At 43.8% G+C, this 25,698-nt stretch carries 14 protein-coding genes; all 14 read left to right on the top strand.

Annotated elements, in window-relative coordinates; genetic code table 11:
- Positions 1 to 1,515: S-layer homology domain-containing protein (locus P6940_RS07970; RefSeq protein ID WP_277293722.1), on the top strand; the 1,515-nt coding region annotated here is incomplete at its 5' end.
- A gap of 631 nt (positions 1,516 to 2,146) precedes the next feature.
- A complete protein-coding gene (locus P6940_RS07965) occupies positions 2,147 to 3,982 on the top strand; it encodes an ESPR-type extended signal peptide-containing protein (protein WP_277293721.1) in 1,836 nt (611 codons plus the stop codon).
- Positions 3,983 to 4,265: 283 nt separating this feature from the next.
- A complete protein-coding gene (locus P6940_RS07960) occupies positions 4,266 to 7,079 on the top strand; it encodes an ESPR-type extended signal peptide-containing protein (protein ID WP_277293720.1) in 2,814 nt (937 codons plus the stop codon).
- 303 nt (positions 7,080 to 7,382) lie between these two features.
- Positions 7,383 to 13,043, top strand: a complete 5,661-nt coding sequence (locus P6940_RS07955) for a YadA-like family protein (protein WP_277293719.1) — start codon at positions 7,383 to 7,385, stop codon at positions 13,041 to 13,043.
- A 610-nt stretch (positions 13,044 to 13,653) separates the two neighbouring features.
- Positions 13,654 to 14,259: a hypothetical protein gene (locus tag P6940_RS07950; RefSeq protein WP_028258101.1), complete on the top strand. Its 606-nt coding sequence runs from the start codon at positions 13,654 to 13,656 to the stop codon at positions 14,257 to 14,259.
- Positions 14,237 to 14,968, top strand: coding sequence for a YaaA family protein (locus P6940_RS07945; protein WP_277293718.1), 732 nt, complete (start codon positions 14,237 to 14,239; stop codon positions 14,966 to 14,968). Before P6940_RS07950 ends, P6940_RS07945 begins: the two co-directional genes overlap by 23 nt.
- 875 nt (positions 14,969 to 15,843) lie before the next feature.
- A complete protein-coding gene (locus P6940_RS07940) occupies positions 15,844 to 17,310 on the top strand; it encodes an anthranilate synthase component I family protein (RefSeq protein WP_277293717.1) in 1,467 nt (488 codons plus the stop codon).
- Positions 17,310 to 17,882, top strand: a complete 573-nt coding sequence (locus P6940_RS07935) for an anthranilate synthase component II (protein ID WP_277293716.1) — start codon at positions 17,310 to 17,312, stop codon at positions 17,880 to 17,882. Before P6940_RS07940 ends, P6940_RS07935 begins: the two co-directional genes overlap by 1 nt.
- Positions 17,883 to 18,055: 173 nt before the next feature.
- Positions 18,056 to 19,084 (top strand): anthranilate phosphoribosyltransferase, encoded by a 1,029-nt coding sequence (gene trpD, locus P6940_RS07930; protein WP_277293715.1) that lies wholly within the window; start codon positions 18,056 to 18,058, stop codon positions 19,082 to 19,084.
- Between the two features lie 10 nt (positions 19,085 to 19,094).
- Positions 19,095 to 20,660, top strand: a complete 1,566-nt coding sequence (trpC, locus tag P6940_RS07925; protein WP_038152807.1) for an indole-3-glycerol phosphate synthase TrpC — start codon at positions 19,095 to 19,097, stop codon at positions 20,658 to 20,660.
- Positions 20,661 to 20,708: 48 nt separating this feature from the next.
- Positions 20,709 to 21,917 (top strand): tryptophan synthase subunit beta, encoded by a 1,209-nt coding sequence (gene trpB / locus P6940_RS07920; RefSeq protein ID WP_038152834.1) that lies wholly within the window; start codon positions 20,709 to 20,711, stop codon positions 21,915 to 21,917.
- Positions 21,918 to 21,942: 25 nt separating this feature from the next.
- Positions 21,943 to 22,770 carry a tryptophan synthase subunit alpha gene (gene trpA, locus P6940_RS07915; protein WP_052076902.1) on the top strand — a complete coding sequence of 276 codons (828 nt, stop codon included), beginning with the start codon at positions 21,943 to 21,945 and terminating at the stop codon, positions 22,768 to 22,770.
- A gap of 929 nt (positions 22,771 to 23,699) precedes the next feature.
- The gene (gene guaA / locus P6940_RS07910) at positions 23,700 to 25,235 is read left to right on the top strand and encodes a glutamine-hydrolyzing GMP synthase (RefSeq protein WP_277293714.1); all 1,536 of its coding nucleotides are present in this window, start codon (positions 23,700 to 23,702) and stop codon (positions 25,233 to 25,235) included.
- A gap of 200 nt (positions 25,236 to 25,435) precedes the next feature.
- Positions 25,436 to 25,698 (top strand): hypothetical protein (locus P6940_RS07905; protein ID WP_277293713.1); only part of this gene is annotated, 263 nt, incomplete at its 3' end.

Genomic DNA, 25,698 nt, shown 5'->3' with positions numbered 1-25,698 from the left:
GCGGGACCTAAAGGCGATACAGGTGAAAAAGGTGAAGCAGGACCGACAGGCCCAGTAGGACCGCAGGGTAAAGAAGGACCAGCAGGACCTAAAGGAGCTCAAGGGATAGCAGGACCAGTAGGACCAGCGGGACCTAAAGGCGATACAGGTGAAAAAGGCGAAGCAGGACCGACAGGCCCCGCGGGTCCACAAGGTAAAGAGGGACCGCAAGGTAAAGAAGGCCCAGTGGGACCTAAAGGCGATACAGGTGAAAAAGGCGAAGTAGGACCGACAGGCCCAGCGGGTCCACAAGGTAAAGAGGGACCGCAAGGTAAAGAAGGCCCAGTGGGACCTAAAGGAGATGTAGGCCCAACCGGACCGCAGGGACCAACTGGAGCAACAGGACCTAAAGGAGATCAAGGGATAGCAGGACCAGTAGGCCCAGCGGGACCTAAAGGCGATACAGGTGAAAAAGGCGAAGCAGGACCAACCGGACCAGCGGGCCCAGCAGGTAAAGATGGGACTCCTGGAACAGTTGCTACGATTCAGGGGGATAGTAAAACAGGCATTAAGGTAACGTCTGTTGAAGCGGATGGAAAAACTACGTATACCGTTGAGCTTGAGAAGACCATTCACGTTGATAATGCCGTTAAGGTTGGAAATACAGTAAGCATTGAAAAAACGGGCGCTACCATTGGCGATGTGAAGCTAAACGGAGAAAAAGGCAAAGGAACCATTACAGGACTTTCCAATACAAAATGGGATGGACAGCATATTGTATCGGGACGTGCTGCTACGGAAGATCAATTGCAACAGGCGACAGCAACTATGAAATATCAGGTGGTAGATATGACGAAACAGATACATTCTGTCGGTGCTAGTGCCGCTGCACTTGCCGCCCTTCATCCACTTGATTTTGACCCAGATGATAAATGGAACTTTGCGGCAGGATATGGTAACTATCAAGGTGCCAATGCGACTGCACTAGGCGCTTATTATCGTCCTAATGAAGATACAATGTTTAGTATTGGCGGTTCTTTTGGCGGTGGTGACAAGATGGTGAATGCTGGCATAGCCGTTAAATTAGGCCAAGGTAATCACGTTACTACATCGAGAGTCGCTATGGCAAAGGAAATTAAAGACCTTCGCGCTGAAGTAGAAGTACTACGACAAGCTATGGTAGGTATGAGCCAAGGTAAGGCACTCGATCCGTTGAAAATGAAATTGTTCCCAGATATTGAAAAGAATCATTGGGCCTATGAAGCGGTTACAAAACTGTTACAACAAGGCGTGCTAGAAGGATACCCGGATGGGACTTTCAAAGGCGATCGTATGATGACCCGCTATGAATTCGCTATGCTCGTATATAAAGCGATGCAACGGGGCATGAATGTGAATGAACGATTAATTCAAGAATTTGAACCAGAGCTTGAACGATTCCGCATTGACGTGATTGCAAAGGATAAAGCGGGACATCCAACGATTGAACGGGTGCGTGTCAATCAAGTGGCACGTACAGGTAAAGAGGTACACTAAGTGGGTTTGCATGGTGCGATAGATTCTATGCTTTCATGAGGGCCTAGCCTACGATGACATGACTGTTTGGGAAATAGAACAAGCATGAATATACATGGCGAGTACTAATAGGTGGTTTTGTTTGACCCACAAGGGACTAGGTATATGCCACATGGTGCCTTGTTAGGCAATCGATACTACCTATAACAATTACATAGGATACAGCACACATAGGCGCTGTGAATAAGTCTCGAGATGATGACGTTCCTTACTAGTAGACGGGTTCTAATAAGGAATACGATGCATTATCTCGAGGCTTTTTTTAGGGTAACACGGGCGAATACACTGCGGTGTATGATGAAAATGAGGTGCCCATAAGGTTGTTGCAGCATATGTATACATCGAATGCACATTAGAGAGAAATCAACGTGATAGAGCACGAATGACATATTTGAAAGTACAATGAAAGAAACATAAACATCATCTGTGAAAGTAACATTGATTGTCCCCATAGACTGTATTATATAAATACATCATTAATAAAAGAAATTGTTCATATGCATTTGATTATGTAAACAGGGTGAATTATAATAACATTAATATAGAGCTTGTGTTATAGGAGAGTGTTATTGTCAGTAAAAGGAGTATGTATATGAACAAAATTTACAAACTTGTTTGGAGCAAAGTCAGAAACGCTTGGGTGGTGGCCTCTGAAATTGCGAAAGGACACGGGAAAAGCTCTTCTTCGGAAGGAAGCGGAAAACGTCTGAAATCGTTAGTTCTCATGGCACTCCTCGGGTGCTTCGTGATGACAGCAGATGGTGCGCTAGCCAGATCACACAACGACGACTATAACCTGACATTAGGAGATGATTCAAAAGCAGGGATGTTTTCCACGGCAATAGGACCTAATGCAGACGCAGGAGGGGCCTGCTCCACGGCATTAGGAGAATCATCAAAAGCACAAAAAGACAATTCCACGGCAGTAGGACGAGGAGCAGAAGCACAAGCGGAGGATTCCACGGCAGTAGGAAATGAAGCAAACGCACAAGGGAAAGCTTCCACGGCAGTAGGACGAAAAGCAAACGCAGTAAAAGACAATGCCACGGCATTAGGACAAGGAGCACAAGCGAAAGAAGACTCTTCCACGGCAGTAGGACAAGGAGCACAAGCAGAAGGGAAACTTTCCACGGCATTAGGACAAGGAGCAGACGCACAAGGGGTTTGGTCCACGGCATTAGGACAAGGAGCAGAAGCAAAAGGGGAATCTTCCACGGCAGTAGGAAAAGAAGCGAAAGCAGAAAAAGACAATGCCACGGCATTAGGACAAGGCGCACAAGCAAAAGAGCAAGATTCTACGGCATTAGGATATGGAGCAATAGCAGATGAGCTATCTTCCACGGCATTAGGAAGTGAAGCACATGCAAAAGGGATCTCTTCTACGGCATTAGGAGAAGAAGCAATAGCAGAAGCGCTATGTTCCACGGCAGTAGGAAAAGGAGCACACGCAAACGGGGAATCTTCTACGGCAGTAGGATATGAAGCAAAAGCACTGGTAGATGGAGGCGTTGCTTTGGGTAGCGGCTCTATTGCTTTGATAAATAAAGGAATAGTCGGATATGATCCGTCTACCGGAGAAGCAAGCACGGAAACCTCTGCCATTTGGAAAGCGACACAAGCAGCATTTTCTGTAGGAAGTGCTAAAGATAAAAATAATTTAATAACCCGCCAGATTACGAACGTAGCCGCCGGCACACAAGACACCGATGCGGTCAACGTGGCACAGCTGAAAGCACTCGCTACCGCACCGATGAATTTCTACTTTGGTGGTACTAAGGATAAGGGTACCGATGCATATACTCCGGGTACTAAAAATTGGAGCATGTCTCTCAATGAATTTCGTATGGACTACGGAGACGGACTGAAAGCGGAACAGGTAACCGACAAAGACAACAAGACATACACGCTCGTTACGCTTGATGTAGAGAAAGTAGAAAACATCGCAAAAGGAAAAACAACTGAACTCAAGACTGAAATCACGAAAGAGATGAATGAATTTAAGACCGAATCCGTACGTGGTGATGCTCTCGGAGCGGCGCTTTCCGCTTTGAAACCGTTGGATTACGATCCTTACAACAGAAGTCAAATCATGGCGGGCGTTTCGACATACAAAGGACGAGAAGCCGTAGCACTCGGACTTGCGCACTATTCAAATGAAAATACACTTGTACATGCAGGACTTTCATATGCAGGTTCAAGCGAACTCATGGCGAATGTAGGGGTCTCCTATCGTTTTGGAAGCAAAGAAGATAAAGAAGCCCAAAAGGCACGGAATCTCCGTATGCCGCAGTACGACAAAGGACCAATCAGCAGCGTCTATATTCTCGAGGACAAAGTAGAACGTCTGACAAAGGCAAATAAAGAAGCGAATGACAGAATTGCTGCATTGGAAGCAAAACTAGAAAAGGTTCTAGAAAAAGTAAAATAATTCCGAGAAACAAAAACAAACACATCGCTGAAGGTGTGTTTGTTTTGGTGTTCATTCCTATGTGGATTCATTATGAAGATAAAAAGTGATAACACTTGCAAAATCATTTGTAATCATCTTATAAACGAACCGAAACGTAAGAAAATTAAAAGGAATTAAGAAAAATTGTAGTATGATTAAATCTAATATGCTTGTATATACAATTTGAGCCTAATAAAATAATACATGAATACATGTGCTCGCAGATACGGAATACTTTATTTTTTAGTAAAGGAGCTTATATATGAACAAAATTTATAAACTAGTATGGAGCAAAGTAAGAAACACCTGGGTGGTGGCTTCTGAAATTGCGAAAGGTCACGGGAAAAGCTCTTCGTCGGAAGGAAACGGAAAACGTCTGAAATCGTTAGTTCTCATGGCACTCCTCGGGTGCTTCATGACGGGATTAGGACAAGGAGTACAAGCAGATGGGACCAATTCCTATTCATGGGGAAGTGAATCAGAAGCAACAGGGGACCAGTCCATAGCATTAGGAAATCGTGCAAAAGCACTAGGGGAAGGTTCCACGGCAGTAGGACAAGGAGCACAAGCACAAGAGCGATTTTCTACGGCATTAGGACAAAATGCACACGCAGAAAAAGAATTTTCCACAGCATTAGGAGTTAGTGCACAAGCAAAAGGGGCCTGGTCCACGGCATTAGGACAAAATGCAATAGCAGAAAAAGACGATTCCACGGCAGTAGGATATTATGCACAAGCAAAAGGGGACGAATCCACGGCAGTAGGACAAGGAGCAGAAGCACAAGGGAAATCTTCCACGGCATTAGGAGTTAAAGCACAAGCACAAAGTGACGATTCCGCGGCATTAGGAAATGGAGCACAAGCACAAGGGGGCCAGTCCACGGCAGTAGGACATGGAGCAATAGCACAAGGGTGGCATTCCACGGCAGTAGGACAAGGAACACAAGCACAAGGGGACTTGTCCACGGCAGTAGGAGATGGAGCACAAGCACAAGGGGGCTTGTCCACGGCAGTAGGAAATGGAGCACAAGCAGACGGGTACGGTTCCATTGCAATAGGAAGAAACGCACAAACAAAATCGAACTGTTCTATAGCAGTAGGAGACGGAGTAACAACAAATGGGAACATTTCCATGGCATTAGGACGTAACGCAACAGCAGAAAAAGACAATGCCATGGCATTAGGAAGTGAAGCAAAAGCACTAGGGGTATCTTCCATAGCATTAGGAGATGCCGTAACAGCAGAAAAAGAGAATTCCATTGCATTCGGACGATTTGCAAAAGCACTGGTAGAGGGAGGCATTGCTTTGGGCAGCAACTCTATTGCTTCGATAGATAAAGGAGCAAAAGGATATGATCCGCTTACCGGAGAAGCAAGCAAGGATACCTCTGCCATTTGGCAAGCGACACGTGCAGCACTTTCTGTCGGAAATGCTGAAAATGAATATTATTTAGTAACCCGTCAGATTACGAACCTAGCCGCAGGCAGTAAAGATAGCGATGCGGTCAACGTGGCACAGCTGAAAGCGTTGAATACGAAAGTAGATAAAGGTGCAGTACACTATTTCTCGGTGAAGAGTGGTAAACCTGCAAATACCGACAGGACCAACTGGGATAATGACGGAGCGACAGGAGAAGATGCGGTAGCCATAGGATATGGAGCACAAGCACAAGGGAACGTTTCCACGGCATTAGGATATAACGCACAAGCACAAGGGAACTCTTCTATGGCATTAGGCTATGAAGCAATAGCCAAGGTAGATGGAAGCGTTGCTTTGGGTAGGGACTCTATTGCTTCGATAGATAAAGGAGTATTCGGATATGATCCGTTTACGGGAAAAGCAAGCACGGAAAACTCTGCCATTTGGAAAGCGACACACGCGGCATTTTCTATAGGAAGTACCAGCGATAAAAGTGATTTAAGAACCCGTCAGATTACGGGAGTTGCCGCCGGCACACAAGATACCGATGCGGTCAACGTGGCACAGCTCAAAGCTTTGGAAAAGAAATTGTTTAAAGTTCTCCCAGAAGTTGTGGGCGATCAAAATACGGGTATAGTTGTAGAAAAGAATCCGAAAGAAAATACACCGACATCGGCAACGGGTGAAACGGCACCGCCAACGGGTGGAACGGCACCGTCAGCAGATGTAACGGCACCGCCAACGGGTGTAACGGCACCGTCAGCAGATGTAACGGCACCATCAGCAGATGTAACGGCACTGTCAACGGGTGTAACAACAACGACAACTGCTTCGACAGATGAAGGCAAGACCGTTTATAAAGTAAAACTCGACAAGAAAGTTGATGTGGGAAATATTTCTATAGACGGTAATGAAAATAAAGAAACAATTACAATCGGTAAAGGCGACAACCATGTTACTGTGGATACCACCGGACTTACAATTGCAAACGGTCCTTCCGTTACAAAGACCGGTATCAATGCAAACAAAAATAAAATTACTAATGTAGGAGACGGAACGATATCCGAAGACAGTACTGATGCAGTGAATGGTAAACAGCTTTACGGCGTGAAACAGGACGTCGATAAGAACACGACAAACATCAACAACCTGCAAAATAATATTTCCGACATGGGGATGACATTGGGCGAATTGGACACAAGAGTCAATAAAGTCGGCGCAGCCGCCGCTGCCCTCGCAGGACTTCACCCGTTGGAATATGACGAAGATGACAAATGGGACTTTGCAGCATCCATGGGCAATTACAATGGAGCGAACGCTTTTGCACTCGGTGCATTCTATCGACCAAACGAACGTGCAATGATTTCATTGGGCGGAACACTCGGCGGAAAAGAAAATATGATAAATATCGGACTTTCCATGAAAGCCGGACAAGGTACAGACGGTAAAGTATATACCTCACGAGCCGCAATGGCAAAAGAAATCAAAGTGCTGAGAGAAAAAGATGAGACAAGAGAAGCTCTTATGCAAAAAATGATTGCACATGAAACGGAAAAAGATGCTGAAATTAAAGCATTAAAAGAAAAAGATGCACAACGAGATGAACAAATACGTAAATTGACTGAAATGATCGTCAAATTACAACATAAAGCATAATAAAAAACGGTTTTCAGCGTAGTGAAATTTAAGTTGAAAACCGTTTTTTAAATTATATTATAAATATTTTTTTTGAAGTTATAACTATTTATAATATAAACGAGATTAATAGTAAAATAGATGTTATAATGAAAGCGTGTTTTAAAGAGTGAGAGACAGAGCCGATGAAATTCACTGTTATGTGAGATAGCGCCAAGAGCGATCTGAATCATGTTCTGTTTCAATTTTCTGCATAAATAAGCTGATCGGCGATATAGTATATTGTGTCGCAATGCAGCGGCAGTAATGAAGGAGTGACTTATTTTGATTAAGAGAAGTAAGATACATCGAAACAAGGTAAAAAGAGGCATGAGCAGACGTAAAAAAATTTTGCTTTCAGCTATGGTTGCAAGCAGTTTGCTTTTTGCCGACGGATTATATACTACATATGTATACGCAGACGGCGGGCAGCAATTTCACGGTATATCTGTCAATGTGGAGGGGGCGGGCGGAGTATCCGGCAACAATTATAACAATGACGGAGCGGGATACTCGAGTGTAGCTATCGGAATTGGAGCCTCATCACAGGCGGGGTACGGTACGGCCGTCGGCCCGAATGCGAAAGCGGACGCGTTGGGCAGTAATGCGACAGGATTTTATGCGCAGGCGGTGGGACAGTACAGTGCCGCTTACGGTGCCGGTGCCAAAGCGATTAACGCTTTTGGTGTGGCGTTCGGACAAGGGGCTGTCGTTTCTTTCGGTAAACCCTTAAAGGAAGAGGAGTATAACACACTTCCGGAATCATATAAGAAATTATTTACCGCCGTTAGAACGGAAGACGCAAAGACATTTTACTATAAAACGAAAATACTTTTGCAGGACGGTTCGACACAGGATCAAAAGATATTCAGTGTCGCTATCGGAGTAAGTGCGGCGGCAACGGATAATCATGCGGTAGCTATCGGATTTAGATCAAGTGCGGATCAGACGGGAGCGATAGGTATCGGCGCTTTCACCGAGGCTAAAGGAAGACAAGGGCTGGCATTGGGCTATGTAGCGAAGGCGATAGGAGATTTTTCTACCGCTGTCGGACAGTACTCTCAAGCAAACGGAGATCATGCGGTAGCAATCGGATATGGTGCAATCACCGAGAAAAATCAAGCCGGTGTGGCAATAGGGTATGAGTCGCATTCCATGCGTATCGGCGGAAAAGGCTGGAATCCTGTTACCGATCAGGTATGGGATGATTCGGAAGCACAAATCGAATCACTGGGACTTAAGGAAAAGGTAAAAGCGCTCGATGAAGAAATCGCAAAAAAACAAGCGTTGGAACAACAGGCGAAAGAAGAATTGGCAAAATTCCCGAATGATCCGGATTTGATAGAAAAAGCACGTGTGGCACATAATGAAAAGGCTAAGGCTGAAGAAAAGAAGAATAAATTGTTTGCTACGTGGAAAACGCCGACCGGTGATGTTGCCGTAGGGAACAGTGATACGGGTATGACCCGACAGATTACCGGAGTGGCCGCCGGCAGTGAAGACACCGATGCGGTCAACGTGGCACAGCTGAAAGCATTGAATACGAAAGTGGATAAAGTAGCGGCAAACAGTACCGCTTATACCGTTGAAACGAAAGAAAATGACGATAATACTACCACCGTTACTATTAAAAGCAATAAAGCCGGTGATACGGGTACAACCGTAACGGTAGCCACCAAAGATATTCATATTACAAGCGGAACGTACGATAAAAACACAAAGAAACTTACCTTTACAACGAATACGAATACTACGTTCGATGTAGATATGAATGACGTAATAAATGCGGCGGCGGCAGGCGGTGTGCATTACTTGTCGGTGAATAGTTCGGAAACCGGCGAAGGTTCCAACTATAAGAATGACGGAGCGACAGGAGAAGATGCGGTAGCCATAGGAAGTAAAACAAAAGCACAAGGGGACTATTCCACGGCAGTAGGAAATGGAGCACAAGCACAAGGGTCATTTTCCACGGCAGTAGGACGTGGATCACAAGCACAAAGCTGGTTTTCCACGGCATTAGGATATGGAGCACAAGCAAAAGAGGAATCTTCCACAGCATTAGGACAAGGGGCACAAGCCCTAGAAGATGGAAGTGTTGCTTTGGGTGAAGGAACAGTCGCCGGCAGAAAAGCAGGAACAGTTGGCTATTTGCCATCTGCCGATGGTAACCTTGATGATGTACTGACAGCGCTGGGCAAAAAAGCGGACTATGATACATTGACAGAAACAATCAAGGAATCAAAAAAGGAATACGACAATTTGACAAAGGCATTTGAGAATGCCTCGACGGAAGATGAAAAAACCGAAGCTAAGGACGCTCTTGACAAATGGAAAAGGGAGCATAAAGACTTTTTAGATGCTCTGGAAGCGAAGAGCAGACTGGAAGCGACATGGAAAGCCACTAAAGCGGCTGTCAGCGTAGGTAGAGACAGTCTGGACGAAGCAGAAAATAGAATTATTGAAAGCCGACAGATTACGAACGTAGCCGCCGGCACAGAAGATACCGACGCGGTCAACGTGGCACAGCTCAAAGCATTGAATAAGAAAGTTGATGGTAAGAAGGATATTCATTTCTTTTCTTCCAACGGGAGTGGCTCCGATATTAATTATGATAATCAAGGTGCAAGAGCCGGATTTACGACGGCGGTCGGACCAGATGCTATGGCAACGGAAGAAAATTCGCAAGCGTTCGGATATAGAGCAAGAGCGATAGGTCACTCAAGTATCGTATTCGGTGTGGAAAGCACGGCATCGGGAGCCAGAGATATTGCCATCGGTTACGGTTCACATGCGGTCGGTTCGGATAATACGAATACGTCATGGAACGATACGATAGCTATCGGTTGGAATGCGTTGTCGAGAGGCGGATCGTTTGCTTCCGGAACCGGAGCGGTAGCCGGCGGCAGCGGCAGTGTGGCACTCGGAGCGGGCGCTTATGTCGGTACGAAGTGGCTTGATGATGAAACGCAAAAGGCACAAAATGTCAATAAGTGGGTTTTGACACGAAGCTTTTTGGATAAGGGATTGAGAGATGAATTGAAAGCCAAATTCCCCGAAAAATTTGCAGAATGGGAACGAAGAGCGAAAAACATGCCTGCTGCTATGGGCAGTGAATATTTGGAGCAAAAACTCCGTACGTTGGCGATGGAACAACTTCCGCAGATGACTTCTCCGTCCATGAAAAATACAATGAAAGACATGGAGAGCAGTATTGCTATCGGTCGTCGTACCAAAGTATACAGTGCGTCCGCTGTGGCAATCGGTTCGAAAGCGAAAGTAGGAGAAAATCTTGACGGTGCAATTGCGTTGGGCAATCAGTCTCTGGCTACCCGTAATGCCGGAATTTTCGGCTACGACCCGACAAGTGATGCAAAAACATGGACAGACTTTAAAAAGGCACATCCGGAAGCAGGTATCGGTGCGGCACGAGAACAGGAAATTCAACGTGAAATGAACGCCCTTTCAAATGAAGTCGATCAAATGGGGCCTACATATCAAGCATGGGTAGATAAAGAAAAATATCCCGATAAATATTTGGATGAGCGTAAAGCCTATGCGGAATCTCACGGAAATACATTGAACGGAAACAATGAATGGGTGGAATGGGTTCTCCATGCGCGTAATGAACAACAAAAATTGTGGAACAAAGGACAAGAGTTGACCAATAAATATAACAACTTACAAAAAGAATTGAATGGCGGAGCCAACTTAGGTAAAGGTGCATGGATAGGAAACAAAGCGGCACTGGCTATCGGTAATGAAGAAGACGGAGTTACCCGTCAAATCACGGGCGTAGCCGCCGGTACAAAGGACACCGATGCGGTCAACGTTGCACAGCTCAAAGTATTGAATACGAAAGTGGATAAAGTAGCGGCAAACAGTACCGCTTATACCGTTGAAACGAAAGAAAATGACGATAATACTACCACCGTTACTATTAAAAGCAATAAAGCCGGTGATACGGGTACAACCGTAACGGTAGCCACCAAAGATATTCATATTACAAGCGGAACGTACGATAAAAACACAAAGAAACTTACATTTACAACGAATACGAATACTACATTCGATGTAGATATGAATGACGTAATAAATGCGGCGGCGGAAGGCAGCGTGCATTACTTGTCGGTGAAGAGTTCGGAAACCGGTGAAGGTTCCAACTATAAGAATGACGGTGCGAAAGCAAAAGGCAGTATCGTACTGGGTGTACGCTCATCGTCGGAAGGTATTAACGGGGTGGTTGTCGGTAATGACAACAAATTGACCGGTACAAAAAACGATCAAAACAACAGTGTCGTTATCGGTACCGGATTGAATGTAGACGGTGTACATAACATTGTTGTCGGTACCAACTATGAAAATTACGATCAAAAAGAAACGAAGGTAAAAGGTGAACAGAATACCGTTATCGGTAACGGAAATTTAGTCGGATATACGGCTGTCAAAGATCCCGATGATGCGACAAAGTGGAAGTATACCGAGGTAAGTACAAGCGGAAGCGATCAAAATGTGGTTGTCGGCAGTTGCAATACGGCAAACGGCAGTAGTGTCGCAGTAGGTACAAGTCTGGAAGTGGAAAATTTAGGACGTGCTTTCGGTAGCGGTAATAAAGTTATCGGCAGTGATAACGGCGGCGGTCAATGGGGCTTGGCACTGGGCAGTAATAATACCGTCAAAGGTGAAATGGCCGTCAGTGTAGGTACCGGAACGAATGCATCAGGAGATTATACAGTTGCCATCGGTTCGGAAGCTAAAACGAATGAAACGAACAGTATTGCCATGGGATATCAGGCGGAAACGGTAAAAGCTTGGTCTACCGCAATCGGTAGCAATGCCAAAACGGAAGGAACGGCAAGCACCGCCGTGGGCGGTTTTGGTACTTCTGCAACGGTGGATTACGGTGCGGCCTTTGGATCTTACAGTGTATCTCAAAGAGCAAAAGGTGTAGCGGGATACTTGGCAAACGGACAGAAGACAATGGCGTGGGAATCGAATTTAGGTGCTTTTTCAGTCGGCGATGATGTGACAGGGTATTCTCGTCAGATTACAGGCGTGGCCGCCGGTACAAACGACACCGATGCGGTCAACGTGGCACAGCTGAAAGCCATCGAAAAGAAAATCGGTACGGGCGGTACAAACGGTAAAGACGGTAAATCCGCTTATGATATATGGTTGGAAACACAGACCGATAAAACTCAAACGCAGCAAGATTTCCTTAACAGTTTGAAAGGTAAAGACGGTAAAAACGGAACAGGTGCGGATATCGACATACAAGGCGATACCAAAAGCGGAGTAAGCGTAAAACCGGCTATGGACGATGCGGGTAAAAAGACGTATACTATCGGTTTGGGCACAACAATCAAAGCAGGCGAAGTTACGATTGACGGTACGAAAGATAAAGAAAATATTGCTGTCGGCGATGTGAAGATACACGGAGAAAAAGGCAAAGGAACCATTACCGGACTTTCCAATACAAAATGGGATGGACAGAAAATTGTATCGGGACGTGCTGCTACGGAAGATCAATTGCAACAGGCGACAGCAACAATACAACATCACATGGTGCAAATGGGACAACGTGTAGATCGTGTAGGTGCTAAGAGTGCCGCTTTGGCAGCACTTCATCCATTAGACTATGATGCCGATGATAAATGGGATTTTTCAGCGGCCGTAGGTAATTATAATGGCGCTAGTTCGGTTGCATTGGGCGCTTTCTATCGGCCAAATGAACGAACCATGATTTCTATGGGGGGTACATTAGGTGGCGAAGACAATATGGTCAACCTAGGTGTTTCGTTTAAAACTGGTTCAGGTGTAGATGGACAAGTGTACACATCTCGCACAGCGATGGCTAAAGAGATTAAGGCACTGAAAGAAAAAGATGCACAACGAGAAGAACAATTGCGCAAATTGATAGCCATAGTGACAGCGATGCAACAGAAATAATTACATATCGTTATAAAAGGCTTTCAAATCTATAGTTGATTTGAAAGCCTTTTTTAGTTATTGGATGGTTTGCAGCCCATTGTGTACTCTATACATAGGTGTATGAAATGCTAGGAAAGGTGGGGATATGATGGAGGAAACATAGTATGAATAATCAAGTGGATAAATGTGGCTTGTTACAGGTGAGTACATTTTTACTATAGTGTATCATCCATGCCACTGGAGATGACGAGAGAGGTAAAGTATGCTACAATTAAGAATATTACTGTATATCAGCCTTGTGTGCCTATTATCTAGTCGTATCGGCTTAGTCTATGTGCGTAGTGGACAGTGGCGTTATGCGAGCACCGATCTATTTAGTAGCGCCCATAGGATATTATGAAATGGTTAGGGGATACGGGTGATACGTTGGCTGATAACAATGAGATTGATTGTATGACATGGGTATGCATAGGGAATGTGATACAGGTACTTTTGTGCATGAGTGAACGGTGGCAGTCTATATGTATTCATTAACATACCAGACATGTATAGATGCAAGCGGTTGTATCTGTGAAACGATACAGACATGATTTGCATAATAGGGATGTATAGATAATAGGAGAGGTCAATGGCAGATATAACGGATGTAGAAGTGAAAGAACCAAGTGATTATTTAGAGGTCGTAGAGGACATTGCACAAGAATTATTAGCGCAGTTAACTACGGGAGAAGATGGCAGCATCATAGACATGTTTCAGACAGGAAGTTTTGATCCAGCACAGATGTTTGTGTTTTTTGGTGCTTTAGAATCAGCATTATTGCAATTTCGCACGGATAAGCGGTGTAAAACCGTATTGGTTCATGCCCAACCATCGTCCTTATATGGTATTGGACAGGTCGTAACACCAGTAACGACGCTGTTGGAACATATTGGTATCAATCGCATGGACGATGTGAGCAATAATCGATTGGAAATTGGTCATATCATGTTTACGGGAGAAGAGCTTACATACCATGGTGATGATTTGAAAGGGCGCTATGTGGTGGTGATTTGTGATTTGCTCGATGAAGGATCACCGTATTTAGAGGCGTGTATCGACATATGCCATGAAATGAAAGCCAGTCACGTGGTGGCCATACCAATGATGGTGTGGAATCCTGAATTGATAGATAATTTAAGTGTAGACTCTATAAAAGAAGCGTTAGACAATCATGAAAATACTATTATCTCCTAGCAAGACGAAAACACTATGTGGGACGCCGCATACACCATCATTTCATTCTGACATGACAAAGCAGATTGTTCGGCAAATGCAAGCGTTGTCGATAGAAAGTATTGCTAACGCCTTAGCGATTGCTACTGATAAAGCGACTAAGGTACATGATTTTTTTCTTCACTATGAGGATATGCCCGTAGGCGCTGCGGCAGCGAGTTATTCAGGACTTTCCTTTAAGCGACTTGATTGGGCTACGTTAGACGCCAAGACGCAAGCTTTTGGCGAAGGGCATCTCGTTATTTTATCTGCTTTATATGGTGTATTAGAGCCTAGTATGCCCATTAAGGACTATCGTCTTGATTTGGTAAATCCCATATTGAAAGCAGAAAAAACGAATCTGTATAATTGGTGGCGTCCATTCGTGACTGATTATTTTAGTGGGGAAGATTGGATTTTGAATGTAGCCTCTAAAGAATACAGTCGTTTAGTAGAACATCCATTCATGGTAACAGTAGAATTTCAAGAGTTAAAAAAAGAGGTGTGGAAACAGATGAGCACATCGTCGAAGATGATGCGCGGCCTCTTAGCACGGTATATGTTGACGCACCAAGTAACAGATATACAGCAATTACCACAACAGATAGGGGACTTTACCCTATATAGCACGTTGCCTACGTCGGTAACAGAACCAATGACGATTATTTATAGAAACGATGCGAATCGATAATCAATTAATCGGGGATAACGATGGGTACGTAGTACCTACCTACCACGATAATAGTGTAGACGCTTGTGGACAGAGGTGTATAGAATGAATCGGACATTAGTAGGAAGTGATTTACTCTTTACATAGTACCTCGTTTATCACGATGATAGAATGTATACGATTATTTATAGAAAAGAATCAAACCGATGAAACTATGATAGGGAATGTATGGTCTACGTAGTATCTTGTTTACCACGAAGTTAGGGGTATGACGATGATTCGTAGAACTATAAAAAGTATGATAAGGCACTTTTATGCATTGTCATAGACACGGATTTTGTAAGTGTATGGTAATAGGAGATAGATATTATAAAAATACTCTTGACAAGGATACGGGTTGCTCCTATAATGAAGTCATCAATTACATAGTTGCCTATCAAACCGATGAGGTGGAAATCAAGATATGAGATGCGCTCACAGAGAGCGGGGGTGCTGAGAAGCCCGCAGTAAGCAGCATATTAAATGGACCACTGAGGGTGTAGTGAACAGCGTATGCTCAGTATTCTACAACGTGACACGAGCGTTATTCGTGGAGGATATGTTAGTATCCTAGTGAGAGGAATGGCTTAAGGACTCTAGTTATACGTAACTAGAGATTTTTTTTACTATTCAAACAAGGTGGTACCGCGATTTAGTTACAGCACATTGTGTGCGTTGCTAGCTCGTCCTTGCAGTAGCAAGGGCGAGCTTTTTTGTTACCCAATAGATGGAAATCTAGATAGTTGCTAGGAACGAAGAAATAGACAGTAATTGATTCATTAGTAGTAGCACAAGACTAAAATAGCGACACGTCTGTGCGACAGGATATACATACAATGAAGAAGGAGAGGACGTCTATGAAACCGAGTTTACAAGAAGTAAAAGCATTGGCCGTAGGGTATGATGTGGTGCCGGTGTATAGAGAAATTTTATCAGATCGACGCACACCGATTAGTGTATTGAAAGCGTTAAAACGTGTATCGGCGCATACGTATTTGTTGGAAAGTGCAGATAGTACGCATCATTGGGGACGGTACTCGTTTTTGGGGTATCATCCTTCCTTGGAAATTTCTTGTAAAAATCATGTCATGACAATGAAAGGAACCACGACACGACGATTTACTTGTTCTCACCCAGCCGATGAAATACGCAAGGTGTTAGATCAATACAAAAGTCCACGGATTCCAGAATTGCCACCGTTTACAGGCGGTCTTGTGGGATACTTTTCTTATGAATATATTCGCTATGCCGAACCTACCTTAGACGTCACCGTGCCCGATGATGATAGCATGGTGAATGATGTAGACCTTATGTTATTTGATACAGTCATCGCCTTCGATCATTATCGAAATGTGATGTATTTAATAAAAAATATTCGCACCGATGATATAGAACGTAATTATAATAAAGCGGTATTAGAATTAGAGGCCTTGGCAGAACTGGTTATGGATGGTGAAGAAATTGCTCACGAACCATGTCAATTATTATCTGATTTTCGCTCAGAGTTTTCAGAAGCAGAATATGAAGATGTGGTGCGACAAACACAAGCATACATTAAAGAGGGCGATATTTTTCAGGCCGTCGTCTCTAATCGGAAGGAAGCTGACTTTCAGGGGAGTTTATTAGATGCGTATCGCTTGTTACGCACCATGAATCCATCGCCCTATATGTTTTATCTCAGTGGCAAGGATATAGAATTAACAGGGGCTTCACCGGAAACATTAGTAACCGTAAAAGATGGCATATTACATACGTTTCCTATTGCAGGCACTATGCCACGAGGCAAGAGTGAACGGGAAGATCAATCTAGAGAAGCGGAGTTGATGAAGAATGAAAAAGAATTAGCGGAACATAATATGCTTGTTGATTTAGGACGCAATGATATAGGAAAAGTGAGTCGCTTTGGGTCTGTAGTGGTGGAACAGTTGCATCAGTTACAACGGTTTTCTCATGTGATTCATATTACGAGTGCCGTACGGGGCGAGTTGAAAGATACCTGCGATGCGTTAGATGCTATTCAGGCCTTGCTGCCAGCTGGCACGTTATCGGGAGCACCTAAGATTAGAGCTATTGCTATTTTGCAGACATTGGAAAAAAGTTGTCGCGGTGTCTATGGTGGCGCAATTGGATATATTGATTTTTCTGGCAATATGGACGTGTGTATCGGCATTCGTATGGCGATGGCGAAAGCGGGCCGTGTATTTGTTCGGTCCGGCGGTGGCATCGTACGTGATTCGGTACCACGAAAAGAGTATGAAGAAACGATTCACAAGGCACAATCGATGATTGATGCGATTCGACAAGCACAGGAGGTGGAAGGGTAATGATTCTATTAATTGATAACTACGATAGTTTCTCCTTTAACTTATATCAATTGGTAGGGACCATTTGTAGTGACATTAAGGTTATCCGCAGTGATGAATTATCGGTAGCAGAGATTTGTCAATTGGCACCGAGTCATGTGATTTTATCGCCAGGACCTGGACGACCAGACAAGGCGGGAGTATACGAGGAATTGATTCGCACTTGTAAGGGACGATTTCCGATTCTCGGTGTGTGCTTGGGGCATCAAGCGATTGGCGAAGTATTTGGTGCTACCGTATCCTATGCCAAGCAAGTTATGCATGGAAAATCGAGCGTTATATCGGTAGTGAAACCGTCAAAAATATTTGAAGGATTACCATCAACGCTAACGGTAGCACGGTATCATTCATTAGCCGTTGTGGCAGATACGATACCGGATGAATTGATAGTGACGTCTGTGGCGGATGATGGAGAAGTGATGAGCCTAGAACATAGAGAGTATCCTATATATGGTTTGCAATTTCATCCAGAATCTATACTGACACCAGAGGGAGCTAGGATGGTAGAAAACTTTCTCGCTCTTTCACAGTAGGCTATACAATTAGCAAGTAGTAGAGACGGATTGTTACGAGTAGGATGGCAAGTTGATACAAATTGTATAGGTATCTATGGAGGTTGTGTTCATCCTATAGTAATGAACCTAGTCGTATGGAATCGATAATATGATGTTGAATAGGCACGACGCACTATGAGAGGGGTATTATTATGATTAAGGAAGCAATTCATACATTATTAGCACATCAAGATTTATCCTATGCGATGGCAAAGGCATCGATGGAAGAAATTATGAGCGGTACCGTTAGTCCTGCACAAATGGGAGCTTTTTTAGCTACGTTGGCCTATAAAGGGGAAACAATTGAAGAAATTACGGCTTGTGCAGAAGTGATGCGTGCTAAAGCCGGCACCGTACATCATGACGGTGATGTACTTGAAATTGTTGGCACTGGAGGTGATGAAGCGTTTACATTCAACATTTCTACGACAGCAGGTTTTGTTATCGCTGCTGCTGGAGTACCCGTGGCGAAACATGGCAATCGTAGCGTATCTAGTAAATGCGGTGCTGCCGATGTGTTAGAAGAATTAGGAGCGGTCATTACTTTATCAGGCGAACAAAATCAACGAGTCTTAGCCACAACAGGTATGTGCTTTATGTTTGCCCCCGTATTTCATCAATCGATGAAGTATGCGGCACCAGTTAGAAAGGAAATGGGCGTTCGTACGGTCTTTAATATATTGGGACCTTTGGCTAATCCCGCAGGTGCTACGATTCAGTTGATGGGTGTATATACACAATCCTTAGTGGAACCATTGGCAAAGGTACTATCAAATTTAGGAGTTACGAGAGGGGCCGTTGTATTTGGTACTGATGGGATTGATGAAATTTCTGCCTGTGCTTCGACTACGGTTTGTGAAATCAATAATGGTATGTTTCACACCTATGAAATCACACCGGAACAATTTGGACTTGTTAGAGGCAATAAAGATGACATGCTAGGTGGTGACAAGGTGGATAATGCAGCCATTACGACAGCGGTATTATCTGGAGAAATGAGTGCAAGACGCACGGCAGTAGTGTTAAATGCAGGTATGAGTATCTATTTGGCCCATGAAGGGATGACGTTACAAGAAGGCATCCGTATGGCAGAGGATATGATTGATTCTGGCCGAGCATTGGCGAAGATGAAAGAATTTATTGCTATGACGCAGTCTGTAGCACGAGAACAGTTACAGTGAGAGAGGGCCTATGATATTAGATCGGATTGTAGCAGCCACGCGCATGCGAGTGGCACAGGAAAAAGAACGGCGCCCGTTAGACGTGGTGCGAAAAGAAGCGATACGTATCGCTCAAGATGAACTGGCTCATGCCAAAGGAGGAACCTATGACTTCCCCTTTGAGCAGGCATTGCGGGCGCAAGATATTAATTTTATTTGTGAAGTGAAACAGGCGTCCCCGTCGAAAGGACGTATTGTTACAGAGTTTCCCTATTGTAAGATTGCTAAGGACTATGAACGGGCAGGGGCAGCGGCGATTTCTGTACTCACAGAACCGTATTTCTTCAAAGGCAGTGCTACCTACTTACAGGATATAGCCAACATCGTGCACATTCCTTTGTTGCGGAAAGACTTTATCATCGATGCGTATCAGATTTACGAAGCGAAACTAATAGGGGCCTCGGCTATTTTGTTGATTGCCAGCATTTTAGATCTTCCAACGTTGCGTGCATTTCGTGAATTGGCGGATTCATTGGGCCTATCCTGTTTGGTGGAAGCTCATGATGAGGAGGAATTAGAACGGGCCATGCTCTGTGGGGCACGGGTTATCGGGGTGAATAATCGGAATTTAAAAGATTTTACGGTGAACATAGAAAATAGTATATCCCTTCGTCACTTGGTTCCCGATGATTGTATATTCGTTTCTGAAAGCGGCATCACATCGCCAGAAGATATTGAACAATTACGGGCACATCACATTCATGCGGTGTTAATGGGGGAAGCCTGTATGCGCAGTCATGATAAAGTGGAATTTTTAGCTCGTTTATATGGGCGTCCTGTTGTAAGTCGTGTTAAATTCTGCGGTATTTCACAGGTGGAAACGATTCCCCATGTAGTGGTGTGTAACCCCGATTACATGGGCCTTGTGTTTGCCCCAAGTCCACGTCATGTGTCCATAGAGCAAGCCGTGAAATTGGTGAAAGCTTTGCGTCAAGAAGAAACGACTGGAACGGTAGATACGACGTTTAGTAGACCGTCAGGGTCGGTACATGATGGAGGTCGTGATAGATTGCCTCTAGAAACATCAAACTTTCAGAGGGGGCGGAAAACAAACCGAGATAATAGAGCAAAACCGATACAAGTGGTAGGCGTGTTTGTGAATAGTCCTCTCGAGGAGATTGTAGAAACCGTTCGCACCGTGGGCCTTGATGTGGTGCAATTACATGGGGACGAAGAGGAATCGTTTATACGAACGCTGCAAGAGGCGATTCATAAACCAGTGTGGAAAGCAGTGCCACTACGGTGCGCTGACGATGCGAAGCGGTGGGAACAGAGCCATGCGGATATGCTCGTTTTTGATGCTTATGATAGGAGCATGCGTGGCGGTACGGGACAGACATGCAACTGGTCGTGGCTCGCACAGTACCCACGTCCCTATATGCTAGCTGGTGGTTTGAAAACGGACAATGTGGTACGCGCATTGCGGTCATTGCAACCTTTTGGTATTGATGCGAGTAGTGGCATTGAAGTAGATGGTCATAAAGATGGTGAGATCATGCGTGACATGATGCGTATGATTCTATCTTGTAGAGAATAGGAGATATATATGAAAGCGGCAAGTTATAGAATGATAAATGAAAGCTTGATGGATTCTTCTAAGCGAGGAGCAAAACGTCATGGCTATTTTGGAGAATTTGGGGGACAGTTTATACCAGAAACGTTGATGAATGCAGTCATAGAATTAGAAGAAGCCTATAGAACGTACAAGGATGATCCTGATTTTATACGTGAATTAGAAGACATGCATCGTACGTATACGGGGCGACCTTCCCTATTGTATTACGCGAAACGAATGACCGAGGATTTGGGCGGTGCAAAGATCTATTTAAAGCGAGAAGATTTAAATCATACTGGGTCACATAAACTGAATAATGTTATCGGTCAGATACTGTTGGCAAAACGCATGGGGAAAACGAGAGTGATTGCGGAAACGGGAGCTGGCCAACATGGTGTGGCAACGGCAACGGTAGCTGCATTGATGGGGATGGAATGTGAAATTTTTATGGGGGAAGAAGATACAAAACGACAGGCCTTAAATGTGTATCGCATGGAACTGTTGGGAGCACGCGTTCATGCGGTTACTTCTGGAACGGGTACCCTTAAAGATGCGGTAAGTGAAGCCATGCGAGAATGGACATCGCGCATAGCTGATACACATTATGTGTTAGGATCCGTCATGGGGGCCCATCCATTCCCTATGATTGTACGGGACTTTCAGTCTATCATTAGTCGAGAAGCGCGAGCACAAATTTTAGAACAAGAAGGACGATTGCCGTCGGTTGTTATGGCGTGCGTTGGAGGCGGTAGTAATGCGATGGGTATGTTCTATCATTTTATTGATGATGAAGAGGTACAGCTAATTGGTTGTGAAGCGGCAGGTCGTGGCATTCATACAAATCAACATGCGGCGACGATGACGAAAGGGACGAAGGGAATTTTTCACGGTATGAAATCCTTGTTTTGCCAAGATGAAGATGGTCAAATTGCACCGGTGTACTCTATTTCTGCAGGACTCGATTACCCGGGTATTGGGCCAGAACACGCCCATTTACAAGCGATGGGACGTGCCACCTACGTACCTGTTACCGATGATGAAGCGGTGCAGGCCTTTGAATATTTGTCACGGATGGAAGGGATTATCCCTGCCATTGAAAGTGCGCATGCAGTGGCATATGCCCTACGATTGGCACCGACTATGAAAGCGGATGAAAGTATGATTATTTGCTTGTCAGGTCGAGGTGATAAAGACGTGGCGGCCATGGCACGCTATCGAGGTGTAGACATTCATGAATGAGAATATAGTGAGGAGTGAACATGATATGACCAGTCATAGACCATTAGAAACGGCAAAGCAACGCATAATGGCAGCATTTCGCCATAAAGCGTTTATCCCTTTTATTACAGCCGGCGATCCAACGATTAGTGATACGGAGCGCTATATCCATACTATGGCGCAAGCTGGTGCGGATATGATAGAAATCGGCATTCCCTTTTCGGATCCCGTTGCAGAAGGCCCCGTCATTCAACGAGCTAGTGAACGAGCTTTGCAAGGAGGATTGAAAATCGATCATATTTTTGCCATGGTGAAGCGCTTACGCCAAGGCAAAGAACAAAGAGCGGCACTAACGATTCCGCTCATTCTTATGACCTATATAAATCCTATCGTAGTGTATGGGAAAGAACGATTCTTCTCCGCTTGCGCCGATGCGGGTATTGACGGCGTTATCGTGCCAGATTGCCCATTTGAAGAAAAAGGAGAATTGATTGAAGCGGCGCATGCCTGTGGCGTATGCGTGATTTCTATGATTGCGCCTACCTCGAAAAATCGTATTGAAATGATTGCAAGTGAGGCAGAAGGCTTTATCTATTGTGTATCATCCTTAGGCGTTACGGGTATGCGGGGACACATTCAAACTGATTTGCCGACCATCGTATCGACCATTCGCCAATATACGAACATACCGGTAGCAATCGGTTTTGGTATTTCTAATCCAGCACAAGCAAAGACCATGGCCAGTGTTGCTGATGGGGCCATTGTAGGGTCGGCACTGGTGGCTATTGTGGCGGACAAGGGAGCACAAGCGGATGCAGCAATTCATGACTATGTGTCGACTATGAAAGCCGCCGTAGAAGAGGCTAACACATAGTCCATAGTCACACTATGAGCTTAGATCATATGCTTTCACCATTTGCTATGAAAGTTTCGTATTTTATAGAGGCCCTTCGTTCGTTACTTTTTCCGTTCTGGCAACAGAAAGGATTTCGTATTGTATAGGGGCCGCGTCGTTACGTCAGCTTGTATGGATGCTGTTTTCAATGCATGGAAATGTTTTTGTTGTACGAAGTATAGGAAGCTCTCATAGCTACATCACTTGTGGATGGCTACATAGATATTGCTTTTACTGTAGGAATGGTACCCTATTGTATGAGCAGTTATGGTAGAGATTTTTGGTAGTTACGATGACTACATTAATACTGTTTTCAATGCAAGGAAATGGTTTACTGTACGAATGATAGGAAATTATAAAACGATATCACTTGTGGATGAATACATAGATATTGCTTTTACTGTAGGAATGATGATCTATTGTATGAGCAGTTATGGTAGAGATTCGTGGTACTTACGATGACTACATCAATACTGTTATCAATGCAAGGAAATGGTTTACTGTACGAATGATAGAAAGTTATAAAACGATATCACTTGTGATAGCTACATAGATATTACTCTTACTGTAGGAATGATGCTCTATTGTATAAGTAGTTATGGTAGAGATTTTTGGTAGTTACGATGACTATATTAATACTGTTTTCAATGCAAGAAAATGGTTTATTCTATGAATGATAGTTAGGTTAGATACTTGATGATGACTAGGAATGCATCTTATTCTTAGGGGATTGAAATACAGTTCGATAGATGTGAAATTATGTGGGAAAAACGATAGCTGATTGCTTTCATTTACATAGGATTCCCCTTTTATCCTCTATAGGGCATATGCTATAATAAATAGTAAACGATTAGGAAACATAGGGTAAACACCTAGTCTAATAGCCATAAACGATGCAGGAGGATGTAATGGAACATAAGGAAATTGTTATTGTTGTAGATTTTGGTGGGCAATATAATCAGCTCATTGCCCGTCGTGTCCGTGAAAATCATGTGTATTGCGAAGTATATCCTTACAATAAAGCGTTAGCAAAAATTAAGGAATTGCAACCACAAGGGATTATCTTTACCGGTGGGCCTAGCAGTGTGTATGAAGACAATGCGCCTACGATTGAAGCAGAAATTTTTGACCTAGGTATTCCTGTATTGGGTATGTGCTATGGGATGCAATTTATGGCACATACATTAGGCGGTAAGGTTACATCGGCAGATCATCGTGAGTTTGGTAAAACAGCAACTACATGCGATACGACTTCTCCTTTATTTAAAGGTCTAGAAGAAGAACAAATTGTATGGATGAGTCACGTAGATTATGTGTCTAAGATGCCAGAAGGGTTTACTGAAATTGCTCATACAGAACATTGCCCAGTAGCAGCTATGCAAAACAAAGCACGTAAGTTATATGCTATGCAATACCATGCAGAAGTGCTTCATACGGAACATGGGAAAGAAATGCTTCATAACTTCCTCTATGAAGTGTGTGGCTGCACAGGTACGTGGACGATGGCGAACTATGCTAAAACAGCCATAGAAGATATTCGTCACACTGTAGGAACGGGCAAAGTATTACTGGCTTTATCTGGTGGTGTAGATAGCTCTGTAGCGGCAGCATTAATCTCTAAAGCGGTGGGCGATCAATTAACCTGCATTTTTGTAGACCATGGATTGATGCGAAAGAACGAAGGCGATGAAGTAGAACTTGCTTTCAAAGATCGAGGCATGCATTTTATACGGGTCGATGCAGAAGATAGATTTTTAGGTAAATTGGCAGGCGTTGACGATCCTGAACGAAAACGTAAAATTATCGGGGAAGAGTTCATTCGTGTCTTTGAAGATGAAGGTCGTAAGATTGGATCTGTTGATTTCTTAGCACAAGGCACCATCTATCCCGATGTGATTGAATCGGGGACTGGTGAAGCGGAAGTGATTAAATCGCATCACAATGTAGGTGGCTTGCCAGCAGTAGTGGATTTTAAAGGACTGATCGAACCATTACGCAACTTGTTTAAAGATGAAGTGCGCGAATTAGGTGAGGAACTAGGCTTGCCTGATTACTTAGTATGGCGTCAACCATTCCCAGGCCCAGGATTGGCCATTCGCGTGATGGGCGATTTAACGAAAGATAAATTGGACATTCTTCGTGAAGCGGATGCTATTTTCCGTGAAGAAATTGCTCGTGCTGGTTTAGAGCGCAGCATTAACCAATACTTTGCGGTACTTACCAATACACGTACCGTTGGCGTAATGGGCGATTTCCGTACCTATGACTATACCCTTGCATTGCGTGGGGTGACTACGACTGACTTTATGACTGCTGATTGGGCGCGCATCCCTTACGATGTGCTTGATCTCATATCACGACGTATTATTAATGAAGTGAACCACATTAACCGTATCGTCTATGATATTACATCGAAACCACCAGCTACGATTGAGTGGGAGTAAATTGTTGGTAAAAATGGATAATGAATTAAAAAAGAATAATGCTGAGAATTGTTCTTAGTAGTTTAGAAAAATGTGATAGCCCTAGTATTTAGACTGGGGCTATTTGTATGTTCGAATATTAATTAGCTAAAAGCAATGACAATGATCTATATTAAAATAATAGATGTAAGGATTACTTAATAGTAAGGAGGATTAGAGAATTGTCAGAAGTAAAATACAAAAACTATTTAGACCATGAAATTCATGTTAAGTTTGTAGATGGGATACTAGAACAAAGTCAGAATTGGCAATGGTTTATTGAATATATTGAAGATAATTATAACTTGTTAGATATAAAATCTTACATTGAATATCAAAATAGAAGTAATTATCTGATTCGTATTTTAAGCAAATTTACTAATATATTAAAGATATGTGATTTTAACTTTCAATTTAGAACAATATTGTTACAAGAGATTTATGA

Source organism: Veillonella montpellierensis (assembly GCF_947090115.1).
In the GTDB taxonomy this organism is placed as follows: domain Bacteria; phylum Bacillota; class Negativicutes; order Veillonellales; family Veillonellaceae; genus Veillonella; species Veillonella montpellierensis.
This window is presented reverse-complemented; position numbering and strand designations above follow the sequence as displayed.

Bases quoted from the DNA above. Each gene is read 5' to 3' on its own strand.
- P6940_RS07965 (WP_277293721.1), top strand. From the start codon at position 2,147: ATGAACAAAATTTACAAACTTGTTTGGAGCAAAGTCAGAAACGCTTGG.
- P6940_RS07960 (WP_277293720.1), top strand. From the start codon at position 4,266: ATGAACAAAATTTATAAACTAGTATGGAGCAAAGTAAGAAACACCTGG.
- P6940_RS07950 (WP_028258101.1), top strand. From the start codon at position 13,654: ATGGCAGATATAACGGATGTAGAAGTGAAAGAACCAAGTGATTATTTA.
- P6940_RS07945 (WP_277293718.1), top strand. From the start codon at position 14,237: ATGAAAATACTATTATCTCCTAGCAAGACGAAAACACTATGTGGGACG.
- P6940_RS07940 (WP_277293717.1), top strand. From the start codon at position 15,844: ATGAAACCGAGTTTACAAGAAGTAAAAGCATTGGCCGTAGGGTATGAT.
- P6940_RS07935 (WP_277293716.1), top strand. From the start codon at position 17,310: ATGATTCTATTAATTGATAACTACGATAGTTTCTCCTTTAACTTATAT.
- trpD (WP_277293715.1), top strand. From the start codon at position 18,056: ATGATTAAGGAAGCAATTCATACATTATTAGCACATCAAGATTTATCC.
- trpC (WP_038152807.1), top strand. From the start codon at position 19,095: ATGATATTAGATCGGATTGTAGCAGCCACGCGCATGCGAGTGGCACAG.
- trpB (WP_038152834.1), top strand. From the start codon at position 20,709: ATGGATTCTTCTAAGCGAGGAGCAAAACGTCATGGCTATTTTGGAGAA.
- trpA (WP_052076902.1), top strand. From the start codon at position 21,943: ATGACCAGTCATAGACCATTAGAAACGGCAAAGCAACGCATAATGGCA.
- guaA (WP_277293714.1), top strand. From the start codon at position 23,700: ATGGAACATAAGGAAATTGTTATTGTTGTAGATTTTGGTGGGCAATAT.